Raw genomic sequence first — 18,871 nt, 5'->3', positions numbered from 1 at the left:
CCTGAAAATTACAGCTGAGGATTGCCGGCACTGGTCTGGGCGGCGGGAGGCGGTTCGACAAAACGTTTGGAGAGGAAGCCATAGAGCAGGTAGCCAAATGCAAGGACGATGAGGCCACCGAATACGGCATCCTTGCCACAGGCATACAGGGCGTACAGCGAGTAGGCCACGGCGATCAGTAATAGCGAGGTGTTGCGGGTGTAGATCCCTTTACTGACTCTGGCTTTGTACATCATGACCAGCAGGCCCGTGGCGGCTGTCACGTAGGGGATCAGATTGGTCACTGCCGCCAGGCTGACGAGTTTGCCGAACTGCTCGCTGGCATTGGGTGAAATGGTCGACAGCGCCATCAAGGTCTGCAGCACGCCGCAGGCAAGCATGCCGATAATCGGGGCATCCCGCGTACTGACCTTGCTGAAAAATTTCGGGAACATGCCCTGGTCAGCGGTCATCTTGGCGGTTTGCGCCAGGGTGAATTGCCAGCCCAGCAACGACCCGACACAGGCCATCACGGCCAGCGCCATGACGATGTTGCCGACCGTGGGATTGAACATGTGGGCATAGACGAGGGCGAAGGGTGCCGACGAGTTGGCGAGTTCGGCGTTGGGAATCATCCCCTGGATCACCGTCGTCGACAGTATGTAGACCACCGCCGCGCCCAGCGTGCCGAAGAGGCAGGCCAGCGGCACGTTGCGCTTGGGATCTTCCACCGCATCGGAAGCCTGCGCCGCCGACTCCATGCCCAGAAAAGCCCACAGGGTCAGGGGAATCGCCTTGCTGATGGCTTCGGAGATCGGCAGGTTATTGGGGTTCCAGGCGGCTACCAACACATCGGTCCTGAACCAGTACCAACCGATGATGCTCAAGCCGGCCACCGGAATGATGACACCCCACACGGTAATCGTACCGATCTTGCCCGTGATGCTCGGGCCGCCGAAGTTGGCCACGGTGGTGAGCCAGAGCAGGCCGACCGTACCGATGAACAGGGGAATGGCGCCACTGCCGAGCCAGGGCACGAACGCCGTCATGTAACCCACCGCAGAAATGGCGACGGCCACATTGGCGATGCCCAGGGAGAGAAAATACAGATACGAACAGAGGAAGAAGCCCGATTTGGAATGAGCCTCTTCGGTGTAGGCGGACAGCCCACCCGAGCGCAGACAGTAGATGCCGCACTGGGAAAAGCAATAGGCGATGGCCATGGAGCCGACGGCGGTGACGAGCCATGAGAGCAATGAAACGGCACCGAGTTGCGCCATGCTCGTCGGCAGCAGGATGATGCCCGAGCCCATCATGTTCACGGTCACCAGGGTGGTAAGCCCCATGAGGCTCATCTTCTTGCTTGAGTCGGCCATCGGGAACTCCTTGATATGCGCAACGCCTTGGCCCGAGCACTGAGGCCTTCGTTTACCAATCACCTTTTTGTCTTTACCGCTAACCACGTCAATCACTTTTGCGCAGGGCCAGTTATCGCAACATCATGTTCTTCGTTTGCGAGGGGGCGCCTGCGGATAACCTTAGAACATGGATTCACGCACGCCAGTGTTGCACCGCAAAATGGGCAGGATTGGCGAGACCCGCGAGTAGAGGCTGGCCAGGCTTCTCTAAGTGCGGTCGCGTAAAATCATCCTGTCCATTGCCGGCGACACGGTTCGACCGACAAAGGACGGTGCCCACGTTGCAATGCCCCTCAAAAGGAAGAAGGTCCGGTACTTCCTTTATTCCTCATTCAATTCCTGTGGCGAAACCACCCAGACGCTGCACGGCATCTTGTACAGCAGGTGTTCCACCGTGCTGCCGACCAACCGGTCCATGACACGATGCCCGGCCCGGCCCATCACGATCATGTCGATGTCATAGGCGGTTGCGTAGCTGGCAAGCACCTTCGCCGGATTGCCCATGATCATGCGCTGGCGCTCCGGCGGGATGCCGTTGCGCTCCGACAGTTCGCGGAAGGCATCAGCCTGTGCATCGAACAGGGTCTTGGCTTTGCTGGAAGAGAAAAACGTCGAGGCATTCTCGAAGCCGAATTCGTCTGCGCTGATGGAAGAGAGGTCATGGGCATAGACAACGTCCAGTTCTGCATGACAGGTAATCGCCAGTTTTGAAGCCTCTTGCAGAATCCGGTCATTGAAGCCCTGGTATTGCCCCTCACGATGGAAGGGGTCGATGGCGGCGACTATCTTGCGCGGTAGGGCGTGGTGCATGTGGCTGACGAAATGCAAGGGCACCGGGCATTCGCGCAGCAGATGAATGTCCAGCGGCGTAAACAACAGGCGCGACAGACGCGATTCGTGTGCCAGGGCCTTGATCAGTACAGCCATGGGCTGCTCTTTGAGATGGATCAGGATTTCCTGCAAGGGCTTTTCCACCCAGACCACTTCCGTGGTCACGTGCACCCCGATTTTGCGCAACGGCCGAGCCTGATCCTCCAGCCATTGGCGATGGCGTTCCACGTACCCGAGCCGCATCTGTTCCAGCGCTTGCTCGTTGACCATGCCGGCGGTCGCCAGCCCTTCGAGATAGTCGAACGCCACGATGTGCAATGCCGCGTTCGATGCGTGGGCCAGTGCGGCAGCCCGATCGAAGGCAGGGCTGTTTTCCATCAAGGGCGAGACGACCAACATGAAACGTGATTGATCCGACATGACCTGTCTCCTCTAGTCATTTTGCAAGTCTTGGGTCCAATGGCTGCGCTGCCATCGGGACGTGAAACCTTGCATTCATCCTGCGTCTATCCGGGGACGCGGGCTTGATCTTTGTCAAACCCGGGGAGTTACGACGATGCCGCCCGACGTCCGGTCATGCGTGGCGCGTTCAGTCATTGAAATTGTTGACCGTGATCAACTTTTGCTCAGTCACCCTGGCGCAATCTGGAGTTCGTGCTTATCGCTTGCGCACCTGGAACGAAAGCGTCCGGCCGTTGGGTGCGATCCACGCTGTCAATTTCAAGCACGGCAACGTCGCCGAGCCAGTCATGGCCCTGACCGAGGGATCGTGGGGTTGTCCCGCCTTGGCGCCCATTCAAGTGATTGCGTATTGCACCGTTGGGTGCGGGGGCATTTTCGAGGTTTTCGGGAGGTTTTCGATGATTATTGAGATCACGCAGAAGCAGGCAACCGGTGGCTGGATTGTGTACATGGACGACCTGGCGGTGGACTTCAACAGCCTGGAAGGCGCCCAGGCGTTTGTCGACCAGCTCAAGGCGCGAATCGATGCGCCGCATGTCTGGCCTGTCAGCACCGGCCGGACCGCGTTCACACGTCCATTCCCCGGGGGGCGATCTGCTTATACCCGGGACGCCAAGATCAGCGCCGACCTTGTGGACTGACAGGAATCACGCTGCTACCGAGACAGGCGATTGAACGGGGGGGGGGCTTGCAATCTTGCGTACTCAATCGCCCCGCGATGAACCGTTGGCCGGTACATCGCGAGGCGATGTATTACAGGTGCAGACGATGAATGACCTGGCGGGTGTCATCGGGATCATTGCGTGTCTCGAACCCCAGGGATTTGGCCAGGTCCCGCATCGGTGCATTGCTTGAGGCGTCCACCGAATACATCTGGTGAAAGTTGTTTTTGCGTGCGGTCTTGATCAAGTGTTCCATCAGTAATGTGCCCAGGCCCAGATGTGTCCATTCATCGGCGACGGTCACGGCGCATTCACATTCATGCTCGGAGGTGGCGGCATAGCGGGCGACGCCAATCTCAATCAGTTGGCCGTTTTCGTGGACCAGCGCGACGTAGGCGGTGCGCTGCTTATTGTCGGTATCCATCAGCTGGTCGAGCATCTCGGTGCCGGGCTCACTGATCTGCGAGAGAAAGCGCATGTGCCGGGACTCGGGCGACAGCCGCTTGATAAAGGCGTATTCCCGCTCGCGGTCTTTCTCCGTCAGCGGCCGGATCAAGACATGGCGGCCATCCTTGAGCGCTTCGATCCAGTGTTGTCCGGTAACTGCGGAGTAGGCCGCTGCGGCCCGATCGTTGTGGTCTTTGACGGTGAGCATGGGGTGATCCTCCATCCGATTTGAAAGGCAGGCGCACGGTGACGAACCGTACGGTTCATTCCTTTCTACGCCGTCGGCGGCGCTTGAATCTGATCTGGATCATAGACTCTTGCCGACGACGCAGATTTGCACGTGTTTGATGTAAATCAACGTGGGGCAGGGGGTAACGAGCGCAGTCTGGAACCTGACGGCGCTGAAGGGCCGGAACAGAGCGGAGGTGTGTGATGGCTCAATATCAACGTTTATTGCTGATTGCCGACCAAACCCTGCAACAATCTCCCGCCCTGCTGCGAGCCGTTGCGCTGGCCAAGGTGAGTGGGGCGGTGCTGGATATAAGAGCCTTTGTCGAACCGGTGCCGGTCGTGCATTTGTGGGAAGAGAAAACGGACGACGCCGGATATCAGCGTTACATGCGCCGCTATCGTCGCTGGGTTTCAGACGAGGTCGAACTGCTCGGCGGACAAGGGCTGGATGTCTCGGTGGAAGTGGTCTTCACGACCCATCCACTGCTGGACATCCTGAAAACGGTCGAAGAACTCAAGCCCGACCTGTTGATCAAGGATGTCACCCTGGAGCCTGTACTCAAGCGAGTGTTCATCACGCCGCTCGATTGCCACCTGCTGCGCGATTGCCCGGTTCCCGTGCATCTGGTCAACCAGGCCCGTTACAGCTTGCCGCACCGGGTCGTGGCTGCCGTCGACCCGTTCGATCCGTCCACGCAAATCAGTGGCCTGAACGACACCATCATCCAAACCGCCAATGCCCTGGCCTTGCAATGCGATGCGCCGTTGCACTTGCTGTATGCCTACGATTTGTCGCCGGCCTTCAATGCCGATTCGCCGCTGGTGGGGGGGGGGTGGGGTGTGGACTTCATCGAAGAACTGCGTCAGTCCCTGCACCAGGCTTTTGTGGCCCTCGCGGATCGTCATGGGGTGCCGCCCGAGCGGCGGCATTTCGTCATGGGTTTGCCCGTGCCGGTGATCAGTGAGTTTGTCGAACAATACCTGGCGGATGTGGTGGTGATGGGGACCGTGCACCGAGTGGGAATCGATCGCTTGATCGGCAGTAACACTGAACGTGCGCTGTACTCGGTGCCGGGCAGCATTCTGGCGGTCAGGACGAACGTCACGGGGTGAGCACGATGGCGCCATTGAACTGCCCGGCCCTCAAGCGGGCGAGTGCCTGATTGGCGTCGTCCAGGGCAAAAAGAGTGACGTCGCAATGCACGGGCGTGTGTTTGAGCTCTTGAAAAAATGCGCTGCCATCTTCGCGGGTCAGGTTTGCCACTGAACGAACGCTGCGTTCGCCCCATAGCAGCCGATAAGGAAACGCGGGAATGTCGCTCATGTGAATGCCGGCGCAGATCACACAGCCGCCCTTGACCGTCGCCGTCAGTGCCAGCGGCACCAAGGCACCGACGGGTGCGAAAATCAGGCTGGCGTCGAGCAAGTGCGGTGGCGGTTGATCCGAAGCCCCCGCCCATTCGGCCCCCAGGGATCGGGCATAGGCCTGACCGTCATGGTCATCCGGTCGGGTAAAGGCGTACACCTTTTGTCCACGGCCCCGCGCCACCTGAATCGCCAGATGCGCCGCCGCGCCGAACCCGTAGAGGCCCAGGTGGCGCGCGCCCCTGGCCATCTGCAACGCGCGAAAGCCGATCAGCCCGGCACACAGCAGCGGAGCCGCTTGAATGTCCGAGAGCACCTGGGGGATCGGGAAGCAGAAGCGCTCGTCGGCAACGGTGTATTCGGCGTAACCGCCGTCCAGATGACAACCGGTGAACTGCGCCTTGTCGCAAAGATTCTCCCGGCCCGACAGACAGAATTCGCACTGACCGCAGGTCCAACCCAGCCACGGAACCCCGACCCGCTGGCCGATCCAGTCCGCTGCGACGTCGGCGCCCACCGCCGTGACCTCACCGACGATCTCGTGGCCTGGCACCCGTGGCAGTTGCGCTTGCGCCAATTCGCCGTCCACCAGGTGCAGGTCGGTGCGACAGACGCCGCAAGCCAGGACCTTGATTAACAGTTGGTGTTGGCCGGGTGTGGGGATGGGGCGTTCTTCCAGTTGCAGCGGTTCGCCGTAAGTACGTAGCACCATGGCGCGCATGACGATTCTCCAGAGGTGCAAGGGTTAGCGCACAGAACGATTACATCCGGCGACCAGTTGCTTGAGCCCTTCCATGTTCTGGATTTTGACGTCTCGGCCTGCGACCTCCACCAATCCTTGATCCCGCAGGTGCGCGATCCCCCGGCAGATGGTTTCCAGCCGCAGCCCCAGGTAGGAGCCGATTTCTTCGCGACGCATTTTCAGCACGAAGTCCTTGGCGGAATAGCCACGGATGCTGAAACGTTGCGACAGGTTCAGCAGAAAAGCGGCCAGCCGCTCATCGGAGTTCATGTTGCCCATCAGCATCAGCATGCTGTGATCACGCACGATTTCACGGCTCAGGAGCCTGTTGAGGTTGTGTTGCAGCGATGGCAGGTTTTGCGCGAGTTTCTCCAGTTGGGCAAAAGGGATGGGGCAGACTTCGCTGTCTTCCAGGGCAAACGCATTGCAGGCGTGCTGATCGGCGCTGATGGCGTCCAGGCCGAGCATCTCGCCGGGTATGTGAAAGCCTGTGACCTGTTCACGCCCATCGACTGACAGCACGCTGGTCTTGAAGGAGCCGATACGGACCGCGTAAAGCGAACGCAGGGGATCTCCGGTACGGTACAACGCAACGCCCTTTTTGACCTTGAAGCGTTGCACGATCAGCGTATCCAGCCGCTCGACCTCCAGGCTGCTCATGCCGATCGGCAGGCACAACTCCAGCACGCTGCAGTTGGAACAGGCAGCCTTCATATAATGAACGTGAAGTGGGTGGATTTCAGGCATGGGTCATGGCGCCTTGTTGGGTAACGTCAATCAGTCAAGCGTGACCCTCAACCTGTTGCAGGGAGTTTGTCGGAATGCCGAACCGTCCCGTGTTTCCGGGCTGCTTCGCTGCCCGGCAGCAGCAAACGCCCTTGCCACACGTGACTCTTCGCTCGTTCAATCACTTCACTGATCGGCATTAGCTTTATTGGGGGTGTACTAAGCATAGGTGCTGGTCATTGGGATGCCTCACTCATTCGTGCATTTTGCGGGATAAGTGACGAACGGGGAAAACGGGCGTACCGCTGGGTCGATATCGATGGATTCCAACGGCATTGAGCTTGAACATCGGCTTTGACATTTGATGTAAATCAAGTCTTGAACGTTTCAGGCTCCCAGAATCGACCAACAACTTCAGCAGGTCGGACGCTGGCGGAGAACTTCATGAGCGATTTTCTGAGTGACGAGCAACTGGAAGGGCTGGATGCCTATTGGCGGGCCTCCAATTATCTGGCGGTGGGGCAGATCTACCTCAAGGACAACCCTTTGCTGAACGTGCCCCTGACACAGGCACACATCAAACCGCGTTTGCTGGGCCACTGGGGTACGACGCCGGGACTCAACCTGATCTACACGCACCTCAACCGGCTGATCAATCAGTATGACCTCACGGTGCTCTTCGTCGCCGGCCCCGGCCATGGCGGGCCAGCGGTTGTGGCACAGACCTACCTCGAAGGCACCTACACCGAGCTTTATCCCTCGGTGGAACGCAATGCCAACGGCCTGCTGCGCCTTTTCCGACAGTTTTCCTGGCCATACGGGATCTCCAGCCATGTGTCGGCGCAGATTCCGGGCTCGATCCATGAAGGCGGCGAGCTCGGCTATAGCCTGGCGCATGCCTATGGTGCCGCGTTTGATAACCCTGACCTGATCGTCGCCTGCGTGATCGGTGACGGCGAGGCTGAAACGGGTACGCTGGCGGCCAGCTGGCATTCCAACAAGTTCCTCAACCCGAGGCGTGACGGCGCGGTGTTGCCCATCCTGCACCTCAATGGCTACAAGATCGCCAACCCGACGGTGCTCTCCAGAATCAGTGAGGATGAGTTGTCGGCCCTGATGTATGGCTATGGCTACGATCCCTATTTCGTTGAAGGCGATGATCCGGCGCAGGTGCATCAGGCCCTGGCCCGGACGCTGGATACGATGGTGCTGAAAATCCGCGAGATTCAATGCGACGCGCGCCAGTCCCGACAGTCCGGCGCGTTGGAGCGGCCGCTTTGGCCCATGTTGGTGTTGCGCACCCCTAAAGGCTGGACCGGCCCGAAATTCGTCGATGGCCATCGTGTCGAAGGGACCTGGCGCGCTCATCAGGTGCCCCTGGCCGATTTTCAGCAGCCCGTTCATCTGCAGCAGCTGGAGGAGTGGCTCAACAGCTACCGTCCCGGCGAGTTGTTTGATGCCAATGGCGCCTTGCTGCCCGAAATCGCCGCGCTGGCACCGACCGGGCATCGGCGCATGAGTGCCAATCCCCACGCCAACGGTGGCGGGTTGTTGCGCGCCCTGGACCTGCCGTCGTTCAGCGACTATGCGGTGAAGCTCGAGGCTCCCGGCAGCCTGCGCGCCGAGGCCACGCGGGTACTGGGTACGTTTTTGCGCGACGTGATGAAAAACAATCTGGCCTCGAACAACTTCCGTCTGTTCGGTCCGGACGAAACGGCGTCGAACCGGTTGGATGCGGTCTACGAGGTCAGCGCCAAGGCATGGATGGAGCCGCTGGAGCCCGACGATGTGAACCTGTCAGTCGATGGCCGGGTGATGGAGATCCTCAGCGAGCAGGTGTGCGAGGGTTGGCTCGAAGGCTATTTGCTGACGGGGCGCCATGGCCTGCTGTCCTGTTACGAGGCGTTCATCCATATCGTCGATTCGATGGTCAATCAGCACGCCAAATGGCTGAAAACCGCCGCCGAGGTGCCGTGGCGCAAGCCGGTTGCTTCGCTCAATTTTTTGCTGACGTCCCATGTCTGGCGTCAGGACCATAATGGCTTCTCCCATCAGGATCCGGGGTTCATCGATCTGGTGGCGAATAAAAAGTCAGACGTGGTGCGGATCTACCTGCCGCCCGATGCCAATTGCCTGTTGTCGGTGACGGACCACTGCCTGAAAAGTCGCAACTACATCAACGTCATCGTCGCCGGCAAGCAACCGGAGTGGCAATGGCTGGATATTGATGCAGCCATCCGACATTGCCAGACGGGCATCGGCCGTTGGGACTGGGCATGCCGGGATGATCAGGACCCGGACGTGGTGATGGCCTGCGCCGGTGATGTGCCGACCCTGGAAACCCTGGCGGCGGTCACCTTGTTGCGCGAGTACGTGCCTGATTTGCGCGTCAGGCTCATCAATGTGGTCGACTTGATGGTGCTGCAGCCGTCCTTCCAGCACCCCCACGGTTTGCCTGACACGGCGTTCGATGAGCTGTTCACTGTCGATAAGCCGGTGATTTTCGCCTTCCACGGCTATCCCGCGCTGATCCACCGCCTGCTGTACAAACGCACCAATCATGACAATTTTCACGTCCGCGGCTTCAAGGAGGAGGGCGCGACCACGACGCCGTTCGACATGGCCGTGATCAATAACCTGGATCGTTATCAACTGGCACTGGACGTCATCGAGCGAGTCCCCCGCTTGCATGATCAGCTGCAAAACGCGCGGTCGCGGTACTGGTCGACGATGGAAAAACACAAGCTCTACCTGATCGAACACGGGCAAGACATGCCCGAGGTGCTGAACTGGCAGTGGACGCCCGTGGCCGTTGGCTGAGGTCCAGAGGGGGGGCAGGGCTGTGATAGCGAGGGGCAACGTCCGGCCCTTCGCTATTTGCTCTTCCAGTACTTCTGCATTTCGAGAAAGAGAAACGAGGCCGTCCAGGTGATGAGCACCAGGCCGGTCAACGCTTGCAGGCCGGTCAGGTACTTGAGATTGCCCACGGGTGAAATATCGCCGAAACCGATCGTCGTGTAGGTCGTGAAAGAAAAGTAGACGCAGTCCATCAGCGAACCATCGAAATTGCCCGTCAGGCCGCCCCATTCGCCGGAGCGCACCATCAGGTAATAGACCAGTGCGAAGCACCAGACTTCCATCGCGTGAGCCACCAGTGCGCCGAACACCCCGACGACAATCCTGAAACGGCTCCAGAGCTTGAGCCGCGGAAGCCAGTCATTCAGGCGTAACAGGCATTCGTAGTGGATCAACACGACGAGGATGACCACCAGCGTGTTGATCAGGGTGACTGCCAGCATGGAGGTTCTCCGGCGGTGACGGCTGCGTGGAGGTCCGCGCCAAGGGGGTCAACAAGACGGCTTGCTCAGGGCGGTGTCGTCCACTGAACCGGTGCCTTTTTCCTTCTGGACCCGGACTGTTTCGACACTGCCCGCACCCCATGACAGGTCGCCAGAACCCGGTTCTTTTTTACACCTGGGCAGGGTGAAGACATTGAGCTAAATCAACGAGGCTCGAGTGAGCCCCTGACAAATCGCTCGCGGGCCATGGCAACACGCCGATATCCCCCCTCTGCACAAAACGGATAGCGATATGCGCAAAGCGGATATTGCCACGCTGCCGGTCTCAATACCCTTCATTTGCATCCCGCGTAACAGTGCTGTGCATGGCGCGTAACAATGCGGCCGCCATCGGCGGACCCTTGCCTGCACCGCTCATGGCAGCACCCTGAAACGCCCAAACGAACAACAAAAAATAACAACAAGAGACCCATGCCATGCGAAAAATCGATGTACACGAGGTGATCGACAACGCACGCTTCAACCGCTTTCACTGGATGGTGTTGTTCTGGTGCGCCCTGATCATCATCTTCGACGGCTACGACCTGGTGATTTACGGGGTGGTCTTGCCGACGCTGATGAAAGAGTGGGGGCTGAGCCCGTTGGAGGCCGGGGCGCTGGGCAGTTATGCGCTGTTTGGCATGATGTTCGGTGCGCTGTTTTTCGGCCCGTTGTCCGACAAGATCGGGCGCAAGAAAACCATCACCCTTTGCGTGATGCTCTTCAGCGGCTTCACCGTGCTCAACGGCTTTGCCACGAGTCCCACGACCTTTGGCATCTGCCGGTTCATAGCCGGCCTTGGCATCGGCGGCGTCATGCCCAACGTGGTGGCGTTGATGAACGAGTACGCGCCGAAGAAGATTCGCAGCACCCTGGTCGCCATCATGTTCAGCGGTTATTCGGTGGGCGGCATGCTTTCGGCGGGCCTGGGGATCGTGCTTATTCCAAGCTTCGGTTGGCAGGCGGTGTTTTATGTCGCGGGGCTGCCTTTGCTGCTGTTGCCGCTGATCATGTACTTCCTGCCTGAGTCGGTGGGTTTCATGCTGCGCCAAGGCCGCAACGAGCAAGCGCGCGCTGTCTTGCAACGCGTTGACCCGGCCTATGTCGCCCAGGCCAGCGACACCCTGCACATGGCGGAAGTGAAGGGCACCGGCACGCCGGTACTGCAGCTGTTCCGCGAAGGCCGCGCCATGCGCACGCTGATGCTCTGGCTGGCGTTTTTCTGCTGCCTGTTGATGGTCTACGCCCTGAGTTCCTGGCTGCCGAAACTCATGGCCAACGCCGGTTATAGCCTGGGCTCAAGCTTATCCTTCCTGCTGGTGTTGAACTTCGGCGCGATTTTCGGTGCGGTGGGCGGGGGCGTATTGGGCGACAAGCTCAACCTGCCAAGGGTACTGGCGGTGTTCTTCGCCATTGCCGCGGTGTCGATCACCTTGCTCGGATTCAAAAGCCCGACCCCTGTGTTGTACCTGCTGATCGCTATCGCCGGTGCCACCACCATCGGTTCGCAAATCCTGCTGTATGCCTGTGCCGCGCAGTTCTATTCCATGGCCATTCGTTCCACGGGGCTTGGCTGGGCGTCGGGGATCGGCCGTAACGGTGCCATTGTCGGCCCATTGTTAGGCGGTGCGTTGCTGGGAATCAGTTTGCCGCTGCAACTCAACTTCATGGCGTTCGCCCTGCCGGGTGCGGTGGCCGCCCTCGCCATGACCCTGTACGCCATCAGCAGCGAGCGAAACGCCTCCAGGGTTACCGCGCCACTGTCCACGGCCAAGGCCTGAGTCCGCAAGGAGCTGTTTGATGAAAGGCTTGATGCGTGACTTTTCGCTGTCCGCTGCGGTGGCGGGTTTTATTGCCACGGTGATCTCGTATGCGGGCCCACTGGTGATCATTTTCCAGGCGGCGGACGCCGCGCACCTGTCTCGCGAGCTGTTGTCGTCCTGGGTCTGGGCGATCTCCATTGGCAGTGCGCTGCTGGGCATCGGCCTGAGCCTGCGCTACCGCGTGCCGATCATCATTGCCTGGTCGGCTCCCGGCTCGGCCCTGCTGGTGGCGTTGCTGCCGGGCATCTCGATGAACGAGGCCGTCGGTGCCTATCTGCTGAGCAGTCTGATTATCTTTCTGGTCGGCATCTCGGGCGCCTTCGACCGCGTTATCGGCAAGCTGCCCGGCGCCATCGCAGCGGCCATGCTGGCGGGGATTCTGTTGCGTTTCGGCACGGGCCTGTTCGTGTCATTGCAAGGTCAGCCCGGGTTGGTGCTGGCAATGTTCGCTACCTACCTGGTGTGCAAACGGCTGCTGCCGCGTTACGCGGTGATGGCGGTACTGGTGATGGGCTGTGTCATCGCCATGCTCACCGGCCAATTGCACCGCGAAGCCCTGGTGATCGGCCTGGCGACGCCGGTTTGGGTCACCCCGCAGTTCAGCCTGAGTGCAACCTTGAACGTCGCCTTGCCACTGGTGATGGTGGCGCTGACCGGGCAGTTCGTGCCGGGCATGGCAGTGTTGCGCGCCTCGGGTTACGCCACGCCGGCCAGCCCGATCATCGCCTGCAGCGCGCTGGGCACGGCGCTGTTGGCGCCCTTTGGTTGCCATGGCCTCAACCTGGCGGCGATCACTGCCGCCATCTGCACTGGCCGCGAGGCCCACGAAGACCCGGGCAAACGCTATGTCGCCGGTGTGGTCGGCGGTCTCTGCTACCTGGTACTGGGCATCTTTGGGGCGACCCTGGTGTCGTTGTTTGCCGCCTTCCCCAAAGAACTGATCGCCGCCCTGGCGGGCCTGGCCCTGTTCGCTGCCATTGCCGGCGCCCTGGCCAATGCCATGGCCGTACCCCATGACCGCGAAGCGGCGCTGGTGACGTTCCTGACCACCGCCTCGGGCATGTCGCTGTTCGGCTTGTCCGCCGCGTTCTGGGGGCTGATTTTCGGCATGACCGCGCACCTGCTGTCGGGTGCGCGGCGGCCGCCCCTTACAAACTCCAGCAGCGCCCGGGAGGTGGCGCGCTGACCTGTATCCGCCACGCCTTGCCTTTTCATAACAACAATAAGAGCACACCGATGAAGTCAACCATTCATGCGACTCGTACCCTATTGTCCACGGCTGTCGCCTTGGGATGTTCCAGCCAGTTGATGGCCGCCGAGGGCGGTTTTATCGAGGATGCCAGCGCCACCTTGCAGGCACGCAATTACTACTTCAGCCGGGACTACTCGGACATTGTCGGCGCTAACCGGCAGTCGAAGGCTGAGGAGTGGGCCCAGGGCTTTATCCTCAACGCCAAGTCCGGTTACACCCAAGGGACGATCGGCGTTGGCGTCGATGTCATCGGCCTGCTCGGGCTCAAGCTCGACAGCAGCCCGGACCGGGTCAACACCGGCCTGTTGCCGGTGCAGAGCGATGGTCGCGCGGCCGATGAATACAGCCGCGTGGAAGGCACGCTGAAACTGCGTTACTCGAAAACCGAACTGCGCGTTGGCGAGTTGCAACCGAACTTGCCGGTCCTGGCTTTCAGTGACATCCGCCTGCTGCCGCCGAGCTACCAGGGGGCGAGCATCACGTCCGGCGAGATCAATGGCCTGACGTTGCAAGGCGGTCATCTGACTTCCACTCATCTGCGCAACGAGGCCGGCGACGAGAAGATGCAAGCGATGCTCAGCTACGTGCCTCAGCGCCAGGCCAGCAGTGACGCGTTCAACTACGGTGGCGGCGATTACGCCTTCAACGACAAACACACCAGCGTCAGTGCCTGGTACGGGCAACTGGAAGACATCTACCAGCAAGGCTTCCTGGGCCTGAAACACAGCCAGCCCCTGGGCAGTTGGACCCTGGGCGCCAACCTCGGCTATTTCGACGCGAAGGAGGATGGCAAGAAGCTGTTGGGCAATATCGACAACCAGGCATTTTTCTCCCTGCTGTCGGCCAGGTACGGCGGCCATACCTTCTACGTCGGCTACCAGGGCATGTACGGTGAAAGCGCGTTCCCTCGGGTATTTGCCAACATCTCGCCGCTGGGCAACGAAGTGCCAACCTATGAGTTCGCCTCCACCGACGAGCGCTCCTGGCAGGCGCGCTACGACTACGACTTCGCCGCCCTCGGCGTACCGGGCCTGACCAGCACCGTGCGTTACATCACCGGCAACAACGTCGAGACCGGCAAGGGCTTTGAAGGCAAGGACCGCGAACGCGACCTGGACCTCGGTTACGTCGTGCAGAGCGGCACCTTCGCGGGGCTTGGGATCCGGGTGCGCAATGCCATGGCGCGCTCCAATTACCGCACCGATATCGACGAGAACCGACTGATCCTGAGCTACACCTGGACGTTGCTGTGAGCCAACTGGGGGCGAGTATGAGCAATAAAACCTGGGCACGACTGGCCCTGATTACAGCCGGCGGCGCAGTGGTGCTGCTGGCTGCCGGCAACGGCATGCACCTGATGTATGCCGGCATCATCGACCTGTTGCTGCTGGCGGCGGCGGTGCTTTATCACCGTCAGCCAATGCGCGTGGTCGAGGTGCTCGTGCAGCGGGAGCCGGATCCCGTGGTGTCCAGTGCACCGGTCCCGCTACCGTCGTTGCCGGTGGTCGAGCCCGCCTGGCCTGGCGCCGAGGTAAAGGTGGCACTCGAACACTTGACTCGAGTCGTGCAGCAGACTGAAGAAGACATGCGCTTTGCCAACCAGCTGGCGCGTGGCGCGGGCGAGCGGGTACAGGCAAGCGCCGTGAGCATGCAGTCTTCGGCTGCCGTGCTGGGGGATCTTGATCAGTACCTGCAGCGCCTGGATCAGGTGTTCGATGAGCTGGGCAGCCAGTCGGTTCGCATCGGTGCGATTGTCGGCAGCATCCAGGACATCGCCCGGCAGACCAACCTCCTGGCGCTCAACGCCGCGATCGAAGCCGCGCGGGCCGGTGATCATGGTCGGGGCTTTGCCGTGGTGGCGGACGAGGTGCGCAATCTGTCGCGCCAGGCCGCGGACTCCAGTGCGCAGATCCGGCAGATCGCCACAGGCCTGGAAAAGTCGGCACAGGATGCCCGTCAGGGCCTTGAACAGCTTAGCGATTCGACGCGTCTGGGCCTGGACAAGGCCGAGGTCGCGTTGCAGTCGATGGGGGAGTTACGCAGTGGTGCGGTTGCCCGGCTGGAAGTGGTCGAGCGCGTCATGCAGCGGTTGGCCGGTTTGCACGAGTTGGCCCTGCAGGCCACACGGATAGCGGCGTGAACGAGGTGCCTTTGCGGCCTCTCAAACGCCCGAGCAACTGCCCATCACCCGGTAGGTCATCGTGTGGGTTTCACCCTGATGGTCGATGTAGACCATGGTCGCCGGTACAACGTCGCAGGCAGTCGAGGTTTCGGTGACCGAGATGACCTTTGCGATATCCAGGGATGGAGGTGTTGCGCTCGGGTTGCTTTCGGCGGCCATGACGGCGGTTGTGGTCAGGGCCAGCAGTACGCTCAACAAGGTCTTCATGGTTTTCTCTGCGTGGTGTTTCGATGAGCCAATTCTATTCTTCTGCTGATAGGGATAAAGAGGGCCGTACTTGATGCAGCGTTACATCAGATGCAACAGTCGTTGTCGCCGGAGGGGTCATGGACTTGCTTAACAGCCTGCGGGTATTTGTGCGTGTAGCCGATGCAGGCAGCTTTACCACCGCCGCACAGGCGCTGGACTTTTCCACGGCGCAAGTGTCTCGGCTGGTGGCTGATCTTGAGCAGCACGTGCAGGCTCGCCTGTTGCAGCGCACCACCCGCCGTTTGAGCCTGACCGAAGCCGGCGAACGCTTCCTGTTGCGGGCGCGGCAAATACTGGACGACATGGCCGAGGCCACCGCAGAAGCGCGTGGCGCTCACCTGGAGCCCAATGGCCGGTTGCGTCTGCACTGTTTGACCGGGCTGGGTGTGCTGATGACGCCGCTGATTGCCCGCTACTGCGAGCTCTACCCGGACGTGGTGGTCGAGATGACCTTGTCGCAACGCAACCCCGACCCCCTTGAAGACGGGCACGACGTGGTCATCTCCATTGCCCAGGACCTGGCGGATTCACAATTCGTTGCCCAAACGGTAGGGCGCATCTTCAGCATGCCTTGCGCGTCGCCCGCGTACATCGCGCGTCGGGGCCTGCCGACCCGCCCCGAACACTTGAATGAACATTGCTGCCTGCGCATGATCGACCCGTTGCACGGCGATGAGTGGGTCTTCCGTGACGAGCAGGGCGAGCATTGCGTGGTGCCCGGCAAGACCTTCCAGAGCAACGTTCCCGAGGCGATGGTCAATGCCTCGGAGGCCGGGATGGGCATCAGCCTGTTGCCGTTCTACACCGCAACCCGGTCGCTGCGCGAGGGCACGTTGGTGCGCGTGCTGGGGGACCACCGGCTCAGGGAGCGCAACGTCTATGCACTCTATCCTTCCAAGCGTTTTCTGGATGCCAAGGTGAGGACCTGGGTGGACTTTCTCAAGGCCGAGTTACCCGGGCTTTTTTCCGGACATGAGGTCATCGCGAACGATGTTCGGCACTGGGGAGTGGGCTAGCGCCGGTTTTTCCAGGAAGCCGCTTTAACATCAGCACCTGCTCTGCGCGGCGACGTGACTGCAAGACCAATGAGCCAAAAAGCCTGGAGACGTTACGAGCGCCCGCAATAGCGGTTTGCCTGGGCAGCCAGGCTTTACACCTGGCTTCTGCCAGGCATGTCGATGCCGTGCTGATGCACCCGCCGATACAGGGTTGCCCGGGAAATGCCCAACGCCTTGGCAGCGGCGGTGGGTTTCCAGCGGTGGCGGACCAGGGCGTCAAGCAGCGCCTGGCGTTCCGGGCTCGCGCAGCAATCAATGGTTGGACCATCAAGTCTCTGATCCCGCAGCTGCTCGGGCAGATGGCTGACCTGGATCAGGTTTGAATCGCACACCGCACAGGCATAACGCAGCACGTGCCGTAACTGGCGAACGTTACCTGGCCAGCGGTAGCCAAGCAGGCATTCCAGGGCCGCACCTGCCAGTTGTATCGGTTCCGCGCAATGTGTCGATTCCTCAGCGAGAATCCGGTTGATCAGCGCCAGCCGGTCACTGCGCTCGCGCAAAGGCGGTAGCTGGAAGCGTGCACCGTTCAAACGAAAGTAGAGGTCTTCGCGAAACTCGCCCGCAGCGACCAGTCCCTCCAGATCGCGGTGGCTCGCGCAGACGACCTGAAGGTCGATCGCTTTGCTCCGTGAAGCGCCCAGAGGCGCCACTTCCCCCTCCGCCAGCACCCGCAGCAGCCGGGTTTGCAAGGGCAGGGGCATGTCGCCGATTTCATCGAGGAACAGAGTGCCGCCGTCGGCTTGTTCCAGCAGGCCTTGCATGCCCTTGCTCAAGGCACCCGTGAAGGCGCCGGCGACATAGCCAAATAATTCGCTTTCGATCAGGTTCTCGGGGATCGCCGCGCAGTTCACCGCAACGAACGGCCGCTCGCGGCGCTGACTGGCCTGGTGCAGCTGACGGGCGAAGACTTCCTTGCCGGAGCCGGTCTCGCCCTGGATCAGCACCGGCAGGTTGCGGTCTTTGACCCGCACGGCAAGGCGCAGGCTTTCTTCCAGTCGCGGGTCGAGTTCGGCGGGTGTCAGTGCCAGTCGCGGAGCGTTGCGCTTCACCCGCCGTGGCATGTTGAGGCGACCGTGCAATTGCATGTGGCCAGCCTGGCTGTGCAACAGGCACAGCGATTCGTCACTGATCCGATGCAGCATCTGCTGATCGAACACCTGGCCAATGTGTTCCGGCAGTTGACCAAAACTGTGCAACAGCCATTGCCGCGCAGCGGGGTTCAATGCCTGCAAGCAGCCGTCGTCGTCCCAGGCGAGCAAATAATCGGGCTGGCTGTCGACGTAGCCGGGGCTACCGTGGGCCCGCAGCACCCAGTAACCCTGGGCGCTGCTCATGAAAAATGCCTGTTCGATTTCACGCGCGCTCTGCACCACCATCTGCCGGATCAGGTGTTGGGAGCGACGGTCGTCGGGTGAGCGCACCGCCGACACATCGAGCACCCCGAGCAGTTCGCCCTTGGGGTCGAAGACCGGCGCGGCAGAGCAGGTGAGTCCGATAAACGCGGCGCGAAAATGATCGCGTTTGTGAACAGTGACCGGCGTTCGCGCAGTCAGTACCGCCGCCACGCCACACGTGCCTTCCTCACCCTCCGACCAGCAGGTGCCGAGGTAAAGACCGGCCTTGCGGCAGTCATTGCGGATGGAGGTTTCGACGCGGTAGTCGATGGTCTGGCCCTGAGCGTCTGTGAGCAGGACGCAGTAGTCGGCATCGCGGACCCGACCGTGGAGGCGGGCGACTTCTTCACTGGCGATGCGCAAGAACAACTCCGAGCGCTCGCGGCATTCCTGCAACACGTTCTGCGAGAGGATCCGTGGTCCTTGTAGCGAGCCGGGATCCAGGTGGTGTTGCTCCATGGAACGGCGCCAGGAGTCGAGAATCAGGTCCGATACGGGCAGTTGCGGCAGGTGCCCGGCATTCTTCAAAACACGGCTGACGCAATCCACATGCGCCTTTGAGTGTGCGGAAAGCATTAAGGCCTCCGGTTCCATCTTCTTTTAGTTGTGCGGCTATTAAGCGCCGTTCATTGGCCACAGACAAGTGTCGGGTCAACCGGGGCCGGCGGTGAGACGCGACGTCTCACGGTCTCGCCGCCACCTCGTGCAG

At 60.8% G+C, this 18,871-nt stretch carries 15 protein-coding genes and 1 pseudogene; 8 read left to right on the top strand and 8 right to left on the bottom strand.

Annotated features, from left to right (window positions below; genetic code table 11):
- Positions 1 to 8: 8 nt before the first annotated feature.
- Both potE and ACX3YF_RS24430 read right to left on the bottom strand, forming a co-directional pair.
- Complete coding sequence (potE, locus tag ACX3YF_RS24435) at positions 9 to 1,355, bottom strand: putrescine-ornithine antiporter (RefSeq protein WP_458974468.1); 1,347 nt, start codon at positions 1,353 to 1,355, stop codon at positions 9 to 11.
- A 363-nt stretch (positions 1,356 to 1,718) separates the two neighbouring features.
- Entirely contained in the window at positions 1,719 to 2,648 is a 930-nt protein-coding gene (locus ACX3YF_RS24430) for a universal stress protein (protein ID WP_288100774.1), read from the bottom strand.
- A 440-nt stretch (positions 2,649 to 3,088) separates the two neighbouring features.
- On the opposite strand from ACX3YF_RS24430, the gene ACX3YF_RS24425 reads away from it, so the two are divergent.
- Positions 3,089 to 3,331 carry a hypothetical protein gene (locus ACX3YF_RS24425; protein ID WP_458974467.1) on the top strand — a complete coding sequence of 81 codons (243 nt, stop codon included), beginning with the start codon at positions 3,089 to 3,091 and terminating at the stop codon, positions 3,329 to 3,331.
- Positions 3,332 to 3,443: 112 nt separating this feature from the next.
- On the opposite strand, the gene ACX3YF_RS24420 is transcribed toward ACX3YF_RS24425, so the two are convergent.
- Positions 3,444 to 4,007: a GNAT family N-acetyltransferase gene (locus ACX3YF_RS24420; RefSeq protein ID WP_130204291.1), complete on the bottom strand. Its 564-nt coding sequence runs from the start codon at positions 4,005 to 4,007 to the stop codon at positions 3,444 to 3,446.
- A gap of 224 nt (positions 4,008 to 4,231) precedes the next feature.
- Between ACX3YF_RS24420 and ACX3YF_RS24415 the strand changes: the two genes are divergently transcribed.
- Positions 4,232 to 5,143, top strand: coding sequence for a universal stress protein (locus tag ACX3YF_RS24415; RefSeq protein WP_458974466.1), 912 nt, complete (start codon positions 4,232 to 4,234; stop codon positions 5,141 to 5,143).
- Here ACX3YF_RS24415 and ACX3YF_RS24410 read toward each other — a convergent pair.
- Entirely contained in the window at positions 5,133 to 6,116 is a 984-nt protein-coding gene (locus ACX3YF_RS24410; protein ID WP_448647900.1) for a zinc-dependent alcohol dehydrogenase family protein, read from the bottom strand. The two genes, ACX3YF_RS24415 and ACX3YF_RS24410, sit on opposite strands and share 11 nt — an antisense overlap.
- Before the next feature lie 24 nt (positions 6,117 to 6,140).
- Complete coding sequence (gene fnr / locus ACX3YF_RS24405) at positions 6,141 to 6,884, bottom strand: fumarate/nitrate reduction transcriptional regulator Fnr (protein WP_130204294.1); 744 nt, start codon at positions 6,882 to 6,884, stop codon at positions 6,141 to 6,143.
- Positions 6,885 to 7,307: 423 nt separating this feature from the next.
- Here fnr and ACX3YF_RS24400 point away from each other — a divergent pair, with 423 nt between their 5' ends.
- Positions 7,308 to 9,683 (top strand): phosphoketolase family protein, encoded by a 2,376-nt coding sequence (locus ACX3YF_RS24400; RefSeq protein WP_458974465.1) that lies wholly within the window; start codon positions 7,308 to 7,310, stop codon positions 9,681 to 9,683.
- Between the two features lie 53 nt (positions 9,684 to 9,736).
- Here ACX3YF_RS24400 and ACX3YF_RS24395 read toward each other — a convergent pair whose 3' ends face one another.
- Positions 9,737 to 10,162 carry a potassium channel family protein gene (locus tag ACX3YF_RS24395; protein ID WP_130204296.1) on the bottom strand — a complete coding sequence of 142 codons (426 nt, stop codon included), beginning with the start codon at positions 10,160 to 10,162 and terminating at the stop codon, positions 9,737 to 9,739.
- A 476-nt stretch (positions 10,163 to 10,638) separates the two neighbouring features.
- On the opposite strand from ACX3YF_RS24395, the gene ACX3YF_RS24390 reads away from it, so the two are divergent.
- The 4 genes and pseudogenes from ACX3YF_RS24390 to ACX3YF_RS24375 all read left to right on the top strand — a co-directional run.
- Positions 10,639 to 11,982, top strand: coding sequence for an aromatic acid/H+ symport family MFS transporter (locus ACX3YF_RS24390; protein WP_047528959.1), 1,344 nt, complete (start codon positions 10,639 to 10,641; stop codon positions 11,980 to 11,982).
- A 19-nt stretch (positions 11,983 to 12,001) separates the two neighbouring features.
- Positions 12,002 to 13,210 carry a benzoate/H(+) symporter BenE family transporter gene (locus ACX3YF_RS24385; protein WP_458974464.1) on the top strand — a complete coding sequence of 403 codons (1,209 nt, stop codon included), beginning with the start codon at positions 12,002 to 12,004 and terminating at the stop codon, positions 13,208 to 13,210.
- Between the two features lie 50 nt (positions 13,211 to 13,260).
- Positions 13,261 to 14,529, top strand: coding sequence for an OprD family porin (locus tag ACX3YF_RS24380; protein ID WP_458974463.1), 1,269 nt, complete (start codon positions 13,261 to 13,263; stop codon positions 14,527 to 14,529).
- A 485-nt stretch (positions 14,530 to 15,014) separates the two neighbouring features.
- Positions 15,015 to 15,416, top strand: a pseudogene (locus ACX3YF_RS24375) (methyl-accepting chemotaxis protein); the annotation flags it as partial.
- A gap of 21 nt (positions 15,417 to 15,437) precedes the next feature.
- On the opposite strand, the gene ACX3YF_RS24370 reads toward ACX3YF_RS24375, so the two are convergent.
- A complete protein-coding gene (locus ACX3YF_RS24370) occupies positions 15,438 to 15,665 on the bottom strand; it encodes a DUF2790 domain-containing protein (protein WP_198131820.1) in 228 nt (75 codons plus the stop codon).
- A 119-nt stretch (positions 15,666 to 15,784) separates the two neighbouring features.
- Between ACX3YF_RS24370 and ACX3YF_RS24365 the strand changes: the two genes are divergently transcribed.
- Positions 15,785 to 16,723: a LysR family transcriptional regulator gene (locus tag ACX3YF_RS24365; protein ID WP_448647903.1), complete on the top strand. Its 939-nt coding sequence runs from the start codon at positions 15,785 to 15,787 to the stop codon at positions 16,721 to 16,723.
- 134 nt (positions 16,724 to 16,857) lie between these two features.
- Here the strand turns inward: ACX3YF_RS24365 and ACX3YF_RS24360 are convergent, their stop codons facing one another.
- Complete coding sequence (locus ACX3YF_RS24360) at positions 16,858 to 18,738, bottom strand: sigma-54-dependent Fis family transcriptional regulator (protein ID WP_448647904.1); 1,881 nt, start codon at positions 18,736 to 18,738, stop codon at positions 16,858 to 16,860.
- Between the last annotated feature and the right edge of the window lie 133 nt (positions 18,739 to 18,871).

It is taken from the genome of Pseudomonas fluorescens group sp. PF-69 (assembly GCF_054481235.1).
The sequence above is the reverse complement of the archived record's forward strand: the minus strand, read 5'-3'. Positions and strand labels throughout refer to the sequence as shown.

Excerpts from the sequence above, each read along its gene's own strand:
- potE (WP_458974468.1), bottom strand. The coding sequence starts at position 1,355 with ATGGCCGACTCAAGCAAGAAGATGAGCCTCATGGGGCTTACCACCCTG.
- ACX3YF_RS24430 (WP_288100774.1), bottom strand. The coding sequence starts at position 2,648 with ATGTCGGATCAATCACGTTTCATGTTGGTCGTCTCGCCCTTGATGGAA.
- ACX3YF_RS24425 (WP_458974467.1), top strand. The coding sequence starts at position 3,089 with ATGATTATTGAGATCACGCAGAAGCAGGCAACCGGTGGCTGGATTGTG.
- ACX3YF_RS24420 (WP_130204291.1), bottom strand. The coding sequence starts at position 4,007 with ATGCTCACCGTCAAAGACCACAACGATCGGGCCGCAGCGGCCTACTCC.
- ACX3YF_RS24415 (WP_458974466.1), top strand. The coding sequence starts at position 4,232 with ATGGCTCAATATCAACGTTTATTGCTGATTGCCGACCAAACCCTGCAA.
- ACX3YF_RS24410 (WP_448647900.1), bottom strand. The coding sequence starts at position 6,116 with ATGCGCGCCATGGTGCTACGTACTTACGGCGAACCGCTGCAACTGGAA.
- fnr (WP_130204294.1), bottom strand. The coding sequence starts at position 6,884 with ATGCCTGAAATCCACCCACTTCACGTTCATTATATGAAGGCTGCCTGT.
- ACX3YF_RS24400 (WP_458974465.1), top strand. The coding sequence starts at position 7,308 with ATGAGCGATTTTCTGAGTGACGAGCAACTGGAAGGGCTGGATGCCTAT.
- ACX3YF_RS24395 (WP_130204296.1), bottom strand. The coding sequence starts at position 10,162 with ATGCTGGCAGTCACCCTGATCAACACGCTGGTGGTCATCCTCGTCGTG.
- ACX3YF_RS24390 (WP_047528959.1), top strand. The coding sequence starts at position 10,639 with ATGCGAAAAATCGATGTACACGAGGTGATCGACAACGCACGCTTCAAC.
- ACX3YF_RS24385 (WP_458974464.1), top strand. The coding sequence starts at position 12,002 with ATGAAAGGCTTGATGCGTGACTTTTCGCTGTCCGCTGCGGTGGCGGGT.
- ACX3YF_RS24380 (WP_458974463.1), top strand. The coding sequence starts at position 13,261 with ATGAAGTCAACCATTCATGCGACTCGTACCCTATTGTCCACGGCTGTC.
- ACX3YF_RS24370 (WP_198131820.1), bottom strand. The coding sequence starts at position 15,665 with ATGAAGACCTTGTTGAGCGTACTGCTGGCCCTGACCACAACCGCCGTC.
- ACX3YF_RS24365 (WP_448647903.1), top strand. The coding sequence starts at position 15,785 with ATGGACTTGCTTAACAGCCTGCGGGTATTTGTGCGTGTAGCCGATGCA.
- ACX3YF_RS24360 (WP_448647904.1), bottom strand. The coding sequence starts at position 18,738 with ATGCTTTCCGCACACTCAAAGGCGCATGTGGATTGCGTCAGCCGTGTT.